This window comes from Kluyvera sp. (genome assembly GCF_965301105.1).
In genome coordinates, this window is the sequence record NZ_CBDKZX010000120.1 from 1 (window position 1) to 7551 (window position 7551).

Annotated in this window: 6 protein-coding genes and 1 rRNA gene; 3 read left to right on the forward strand and 4 right to left on the reverse strand. The window is 51.4% G+C overall.

Annotated features, from left to right (window positions below; translation table 11 throughout):
* Nucleotides 1-115: ribosomal RNA gene (gene rrf / locus ACW14G_RS21405) — 5S ribosomal RNA — on the forward strand.
* A 484-nt stretch (nt 116-599) separates the two neighbouring features.
* On the opposite strand, the gene ACW14G_RS21410 is transcribed toward rrf, so the two are convergent.
* The 3 genes from ACW14G_RS21410 to ACW14G_RS21420 form a co-directional block, all read right to left on the reverse strand.
* Nucleotides 600-821, reverse strand: a complete 222-nt coding sequence (locus tag ACW14G_RS21410) for a lipoprotein (protein ID WP_035891258.1) — start codon at nt 819-821, stop codon at nt 600-602.
* A 304-nt stretch (nt 822-1125) separates the two neighbouring features.
* Entirely contained in the window at nt 1126-4236 is a 3111-nt protein-coding gene (locus ACW14G_RS21415) for an efflux RND transporter permease subunit (protein WP_167574931.1), read from the reverse strand.
* Nucleotides 4237-4248: 12 nt separating this feature from the next.
* Nucleotides 4249-5388, reverse strand: coding sequence for an efflux RND transporter periplasmic adaptor subunit (locus tag ACW14G_RS21420; protein ID WP_167574932.1), 1140 nt, complete (start codon nt 5386-5388; stop codon nt 4249-4251).
* 362 nt (nt 5389-5750) lie between these two features.
* Between ACW14G_RS21420 and envR the strand changes: the two genes are divergently transcribed.
* Together envR and ACW14G_RS21430 are read left to right on the forward strand one after the other, a co-directional pair.
* On the forward strand, nt 5751-6404 hold the full coding sequence (gene envR / locus ACW14G_RS21425) for an acrEF/envCD operon transcriptional regulator (RefSeq protein WP_167574933.1): 654 nt from the start codon (nt 5751-5753) through the stop codon (nt 6402-6404).
* A gap of 120 nt (nt 6405-6524) precedes the next feature.
* Nucleotides 6525-7358, forward strand: coding sequence for an MBL fold metallo-hydrolase (locus ACW14G_RS21430; RefSeq protein ID WP_455648780.1), 834 nt, complete (start codon nt 6525-6527; stop codon nt 7356-7358).
* A gap of 71 nt (nt 7359-7429) precedes the next feature.
* On the opposite strand, the gene ACW14G_RS21435 is transcribed toward ACW14G_RS21430, so the two are convergent.
* The coding region (locus ACW14G_RS21435) for a helix-turn-helix domain-containing protein (protein ID WP_016592899.1) at nt 7430-7551 on the reverse strand (122 nt) is incomplete at its 5' end.

Consider the following 7551-nt stretch of genomic DNA (forward strand, 5'->3'; position numbering starts at 1 on the left):
CTGGCGGCTGTAGCGCGGTGGTCCCACCTGACCCCATGCCGAACTCAGAAGTGAACCGCCGTAGCGCCGATGGTAGTGTGGGGTCTCCCCATGCGAGAGTAGGGAACTGCCAGGCATCAAATAAAACAAAAGGCTCAGTCGAAAGACTGGGCCTTTTGTTTTATCTGTTGTTTGTCGGAGAGCGCTCTCCGGTAGCGAAAAAGCCCATCCTGACGGATGGGCTTTTTTACGTCTGTCGCCAGCCAATTGGATCGCTGCGCTTGTATGTCGACAAATATCCTGTCCGGATGCCAACACAGGATTGATTAAGTGCCTCTTGTCGGCTTTGCCTTCCTTGCTGATTTGATACATAGCGATTGCTAATACAGGGCATCTACATCGCGTAAAGAGTGTCATCACCTTATATTTAGCAGGGCGTCATAGCGCCTTTGAAATAAAATGTAGTGCTATCTCTTTATTATATCTGGTGATTTTTATGCGATGCTGAATAAGAGGAGAATACGCGGAAGGAATAAAATAAACCCGCGTCAGCGTTATTAATAAAATAACAACTAACGCGGGGCAAAAAAACGTAGGTACGAGCCTTTACGGCCGTTCTGTTACTTGGTCAGCGCGACGATACCCAGCGTCAGCCCTGCCAGAGCCGCAGCACCACCGGCGATGGCTCCTGCTGTTTCCCAGTTGTCTTGCGTTGTCCCTTTCATGCAGGTGTTGGTGTGAACCAGACGGCCCTGGTCATCATAGACCGGAACGCAAGGTGAATCATGTGCACAGCCCGCAAGCAGAGTTGCCAGCAGCGTCACCAGAATAAATTTTTTCATGATATAGCCTCTAAATAGTCCGTTTCATTACGCCATCATGGACGTATTACGGAATGGCTTATTTTATCACCTGCATAGCCATGGTCTGATAGGGGAAATAATCTCAATTTATGAGTTACGTAAATATCGTGGAGAAGAAGTGATAAATGGGGGGGATTGTGAAGAAATGATGCAGATGAAAATAATGAAATAGTCCGATAGTCAGAGTAATAAGCGAAATCAGCGATAACGTATTGAGCCTCCTGTCTTTATCTGGCGCTAAAAAAGGCGTCCGAAGACGCCTTTCACAGGATAGTTGCTGAGGTTAGTCCGTATGTTTGGTAAAGCGACGTCTGACGACCACGAAGAATACCGGTACGAAGAAAATGGCCAGCAGCGTTGCTGTTAACATTCCCCCCATAACCCCGGTACCTACCGCATTCTGCGCGCCGCTACCGGCACCATGGCTGATAACCAACGGCATAACGCCAAGAATGAAGGCCAGCGAAGTCATTAAGATTGGACGTAGACGCATGCGTGATGCCTCAAGCGTTGCCTCAATGATCCCCTTGCCCTCTTTTTCCATAAGATCCTTGGCAAACTCAACGATCAAAATCGCGTTCTTCGCTGATAAACCAATCGTGGTTAACAGCCCTACCTGGAAGTAAACATCGTTATTCAAACCACGTAGCGATGCGGCCAGCAGCGCACCGACAACCCCCAAAGGCACGACCAGCATAACGGAGAATGGGATAGACCAGCTCTCATAGAGTGCCGCCAGACACAGGAAGACGACGATCAGCGAGATCGCATATAGCGCAGGTGCCTGGTTGCCGGATAAACGTTCCTGATAGGACATACCCGTCCAGTCAAAGCCAATACCAGACGGCAGCTTGCTGGCCATTTGTTCCATCAGCGTCATGGCCTCACCGGTACTTTTACCCGGTGCGGCTTCACCCAAAATCTCCATGGAAGGCAAACCATTATAACGTTCCAGACGCGGTGAACCGTAAACCCAATGTGAAGTGACGAAGGCAGAGAACGGCACCATCTCGCCGTTAGCGCTTCGCACGTACATATTGTTGACATCACCTGGCAGCATACGGAATTTAGCATCCGCCTGAACATATACCTTCTTCACGCGGCCATGATCGATAAAGTCGTTAACGTAGTAACCCCCCAGCGCCGCTGAAATGGTTTCATTGATATCCGACAGAGAGATGCCCAGTGCCTGCGCTTTTTCCTGATCGACATCCAGCTTGAACTGCGCGGTGTCTTCCAGTCCGTTTGGACGTACGCGAACCAACTGGTCTGGATGCTGTTGCACCATGCCCAGTAGCTGATTACGTGCCTGAGTCAGCGCGGTATGGCCAAGGTTACCCTGATCAATCAACTCGAAGTCAAAGCCGGTAGCCGTACCGAGTTCGATAATGGCTGGCATATTGAACGGGAAGACCATGGCGTCTTTAATCTGGCTGAAGGCCATGGTCGCACGTTTGATGATGGACTCCGCGCTGTTCTTATCACCGCTACGTTCATCCCACGGCTTGAGACTAACGAATGCCATACCGGAGTTTTGCCCCTGACCGCTGAAGCTGAAACCGTTAACGGTAAAGACGCTTGCCACATTGGCCTTCTCGTTATTCAGATAGTAGTGGGTAACGGTATCCAGTACCTTCTGAGTGCGTTCCTGCGTAGCGCCAGCCGGGAGTTGAACCATGGTCATGAATACACCCTGATCTTCATCCGGCAGGAAGGACGTAGGGAGACGGACAAACAGCACCGCCATCCCAACGACAATAAGAACATAGATAACCAGATAACGACCGGTGCAGCGCAGAATGCCGCTCACGCTGTTGGTATAGTGGTTAACGCTCTGATCAAACTTATTGTTGAACCAGCCGAAGAACCCTTTCTTCTCATGGTGATCGGCTGACCCTGGTTTCAACAGCGTGGCGCACAGAGCGGGGGTCAGAATCAAGGCAACCAGAACCGATAGTGCCATGGCCGAAACGATGGTAATTGAGAACTGGCGGTAGATAGCGCCGGTAGAGCCGCCAAAGAAGGCCATCGGCACGAACACCGCCGATAGCACCATGGCGATACCGACCAGCGCGCCCTGGATCTGCGACATGGATTTCTCCGTCGCTTCAACTGGCGAAAGCTGTTCTTCGACCATCACACGCTCAACGTTTTCAACCACCACGATGGCATCATCGACCAATAGGCCTATCGCGAGCACCATCCCGAACATCGTCAGGGTGTTTATCGAGTAGCCAAACATCTCCAGTACGGCAAAGGTCCCCAGCAATACCACCGGCACGGCGATTGTGGGAATGAGCGTAGCGCGGATGTTCTGTAAGAACAGATACATAACGAGGAAGACGAGGATAATCGCTTCAAACAGCGTTTTGACCACTTCGTGAATCGAGATAGTGACGAATGGCGTGGTGTCGTACGGATAGACCACTTTCATTCCCTGCGGGAAGAAAGGCTGTAGCTCTGCCAGCTTGGCCTTAATTGCGTTCGCCGTATCCAGCGCATTCGCGCCCGTGGCAAGCTTAATCCCCAGCCCTGAAGCCGGTTTACCGTTAATACGGGCAACGACGTTGTAGTTTTCGCCACCTAGCTCAATGCGCGCGACATCGCTCAGATGAACGACAGAACCATCGGCGTTAACTCGTAGGGTGACTTTACCGAACTCGACCGGATCTTTCAGACGTGTCTGCGCAATGATAGAGGCGTTAAGCTGCTGACCTTTCACTGAAGGTGTGCCACCCAACTGGCCGGCAGCAATCTGGTCGTTTTGTACCTTCAACTGATTGATCACGTCGACCGGCGTCAGGTTGTATTTGTTGAGCTGATTCCCGTCGAGCCAGATACGCATCGCGTATTGCGCGCCAAAAAGCTGGACGTCGCCGACGCCGTTCAGACGGCTGATCGGATCTTTAACGTTAGAGGCGATGTAGTCAGAAATGTCGTCCTGCACGGTATTCGGGTTATCGGAGATAAACCCGGCGACTAACAGGAAGCTGCTGCTTGATTTCTCTACGCTGATCCCTTGCTGCTGCACTTCCTGCGGCAGCAACGGCGTGGCCAGCTGCAGTTTGTTCTGCACCTGAACCTGGGCGATATCCGGATCGGTCCCTGAATTAAAGGTCAGAGTGATAGTCACCGAACCGGCTGAATCGCTGGTAGAGGACATATACATCAGATTATCGATACCGTTCATATTCTGTTCGATAACCTGAGTAACGGTGTCCTGCACGGTCTGGGCGTCAGCACCCGGATAAGTGGCGGAGATCGCCACGGCTGGCGGTGCAATCGTAGGATATTGCGCGATAGGCAACTGCAAAATAGCCAGCCCGCCGGCGATCATCAAAATGATGGCCAGAACCCAGGCAAAAACTGGACGATGGATAAAAAACTTAGACATGGGTTTGGTACCTTATTGCGCAGCCGGAGCCGCGGTATCCTCTTCTGCCTTCACGGTCACGCCAGGGCGTACTTTCTGTAGCCCACTGACGATAACTTTATCGCCAGCCTTCAGGCCGCTGGTGATCAGCCACTGGTCGCCAACTGCCTGCGCGGCCACAACGTTACGGGTTTCCACCTGATTTTTGTCATTAACCAGCAGTACGGTGGCATCGCCTCGCGGCGTACGGGTGACACCCTGCTGTGGAACCAGCATTGCGCTCGGATTTACCCCTTCATCGATGCGTGCTCGCACAAACATGCCTGGCAGCAGCGTATGCTGCGGGTTAGGGAAGATAGCGCGTAGGGTGATCGAGCCGGTGCTTTCATCAACAGTGACGTCAGAGAATTGCAGAGACCCTTTCAGCGCGTAGGGCTGACCATTCTCCATTACTAACTGGACGCTCTTCGCATCGCTACCCTGTTGCAGGCTCTCCTGCTTCAGACGCATAAAATCGCTGCTGGACTGGGTCACATCGACGTAAATCGGATCGAGCTGCTGCACCGTGGCCATCGCGTTGGACTGCCCGTTGGTCACCAGCGCGCCTTCCGTCACGCTGGACTTGCCAATGCGACCGGTGATAGGAGAGGTCACTTTGGTATAAGCAAGATTGATCCGGGCACTTTCGACAGCGGCTTTTGCCGCCATGACGTCGGCATCGGCCTGACGCGCAGTCGCCACCGCCTGGTCATAATCCTGCTGACTGATGTACTTCGTCCCCAACAGCGGGACATAGCGTTTTACCGTCAGATGGGCAATGGCGGCGGCGGCCTCTGCTTTTGACTCGTCGCCTTTGGCGCTGTCATAAGCTGCCTGATAGGTTGCAGGGTCGATTTGGTAAAGCGATTGCCCGGCTTCAACGTCACTACCTTCCACAAAGTTACGCTTCAGGATAATACCGCTGACCTGTGGGCGAACCTCTGCGACACGGAACGCGGAGGTGCGGCCCGGCAATTCAGTGATGATGGAGAGTGGCGCATTGTTCACAACATGAACAGTAACCTGAGGCATGGGGGCATGCGCTTGCTGATCGCCTGAATTATCGCAGCCGCTTAATAATGCCGCAGAGATAATTAAGCTGGATAAGAGTGTAACTCTGGCGTGGCTCGTCATTGCGGTTCCTTATAGATTGATAGCCAGATTTGACTACAAATCTGTGAAAGAAAGGGTGAATAAAAAACAGTTCGTTATCCTACAAATAAACACCGTTGGATGTAAGAGATAGTTATTTTTGATGGAGCGGCAAGGCACGGAAACACAAAAATAGCAGGATTGGAGAATAAGCCAAGGCATAATACGGATGATTATATTCATGTAGTGAATGATAATTTAATAAAGCATGGATTCACCGTATTTATCTATTTTTTTCGGAGGCTATCAAACTTTTTGGTAAACACAGCGGTTAATCTGAATGGTAGATTGAATAGAGTAATATAAATTATTCACCGCTCATCCAACGGTAAGCGATACATTTCATGGCAAGAAAAACGAAAGAAGAGGCGCTCAAGACGCGTCAGATGCTGCTCGACGCGGCAATCGAACAGTTTGCGCGGCGCGGCGTCAGCAACACCACGCTGACTGATATTGCCGATGCTGCTGGCGTCACGCGGGGGGCGGTTTACTGGCATTTTTCAAGTAAGAGTGAGCTATTTAACGCAATGTGGCAGGAGCAACTCCCTCTGCGTGATTTAGTTCATCATAAATTGAAACAAATAGAGACTGGAAATCCATTATTGGACTTAAGGAATAAATTTGTATTAGGTTTGCAATATATTGCGGAAACGCCGCGTCAGCGTGCTTTGATGCAGATTCTGTATCATAAGTGCGAATTTAATAGCGACATGATGTCGGAGTGCGAAATCAGAAAGAAAATAGGATTTGGCTATGATTCCGTACGCAATATATTGCAGGGCTGTGTACGTAACCAGATCTTACCTAAAGATACAAATATTGAGATTATATTAATCGTTTTATATAGCGCGTTTAGCGGTTTGATTAAAAACTGGTTAATGGACCCGCAGCAGTTCGATCTCTATCAACAAGCGCCACTGCTGGTGGACAATATTATGTCCACGGTCTGCGCCCAAAGTTTCTGGGCGAGCCGACCTGCTCTGGTGGTTAATCAGTAATTCTGCACGCTTTCGGTCAGGGATGGCTGAAAAAATTTCATCTCACGATTCTCCCACTGTTTTCCATACGCAGTATCTGTCATCTTATTTGTTACTTACCGTGATCATAATGAGGTGTTTATGGACTTTATTTCCCGCCAGATTGGGGATTTTCAGGTAACCGCGCTGAGCGACGGGAATATGTCCGCCAGCCTGGATCTGCTCTCGGGTATCACGACGACCGACGCGGGAGAGATTCAGCGCAGCGCCGGCGTGGCTGAACCCGGCAACCTGCATATTTATGGCTATCTGATTCGCGGACGCGGGCGCACGATTCTGGTGGATTCCGGCACGGGGGGCGCAAACAACGTGGGTGGGCTGTTCAGGGATAATCTACAGGCGTTTGGCGTTGAGCCGCAGGCGGTCGATACGTTGCTGTTAACCCATGCGCATCCCGATCATATCGGCGGCTTGCTGGATGAAGCCGGGGCGGCTGTTTATCCGAATGCCCGGCTCTACATTCATCCGCTCGAAGTTGCGTTCTGGCAGAATGATGAGCGTCTGGCGCAGGCTAACGAACGTGCGCAGCGTAACTTTATCCGGGCGCGCCAGACGTTGGCGGTATACGGCGAACGCGTTTCTTTACTCGACGACAAGCCGATTATCGAGGGGATTCAGCCGGTTCATCTGCCTGGTCATACGCCAGGGCATACGGGCTTCAGAATCGATACGCCGCAGGCCAGCCTGCTTATCTGGGGAGATATCGTCCACTTCCCCTATATTCAGACGGCACATCCCGATGTGTCCATTGCGTTTGATATCGACCCTGAGCAGGCAAAGGCTTCACGTAAACGCATCCTGGCGCAGGCGGCGCAGGAAAAACTGCTGGTGGCGGGAATGCGCTTTGGGGGGAGTGGTTTTGCGCAGGTCATCCCTGAGGGGCCAGGATACCGTATCGTCTATATGAAGGCGTAAAACAGGCAATAAAAAAGGCGCTTCCCCATGCCGAGTAGCGCCTTCAAAATCAAGCAATTAACTGATTAGTATCAGTTCATGCCGTATTTTTTCAGTTTCTTACGCAGAGTACCGCGGTTGATGCCCATCATCAGGGCTGCGCGGGTCTGGTTACCACGGGTGTATTGCATCACCATGTCCAACAGGGGCTGTT

Excerpts from the sequence above, each read along its gene's own strand:
- ACW14G_RS21410 (WP_035891258.1), bottom strand. The coding sequence starts at position 821 with ATGAAAAAATTTATTCTGGTGACGCTGCTGGCAACTCTGCTTGCGGGC.
- ACW14G_RS21415 (WP_167574931.1), bottom strand. The coding sequence starts at position 4,236 with ATGTCTAAGTTTTTTATCCATCGTCCAGTTTTTGCCTGGGTTCTGGCC.
- ACW14G_RS21420 (WP_167574932.1), bottom strand. The coding sequence starts at position 5,388 with ATGACGAGCCACGCCAGAGTTACACTCTTATCCAGCTTAATTATCTCT.
- envR (WP_167574933.1), top strand. The coding sequence starts at position 5,751 with ATGGCAAGAAAAACGAAAGAAGAGGCGCTCAAGACGCGTCAGATGCTG.
- ACW14G_RS21430 (WP_455648780.1), top strand. The coding sequence starts at position 6,525 with ATGGACTTTATTTCCCGCCAGATTGGGGATTTTCAGGTAACCGCGCTG.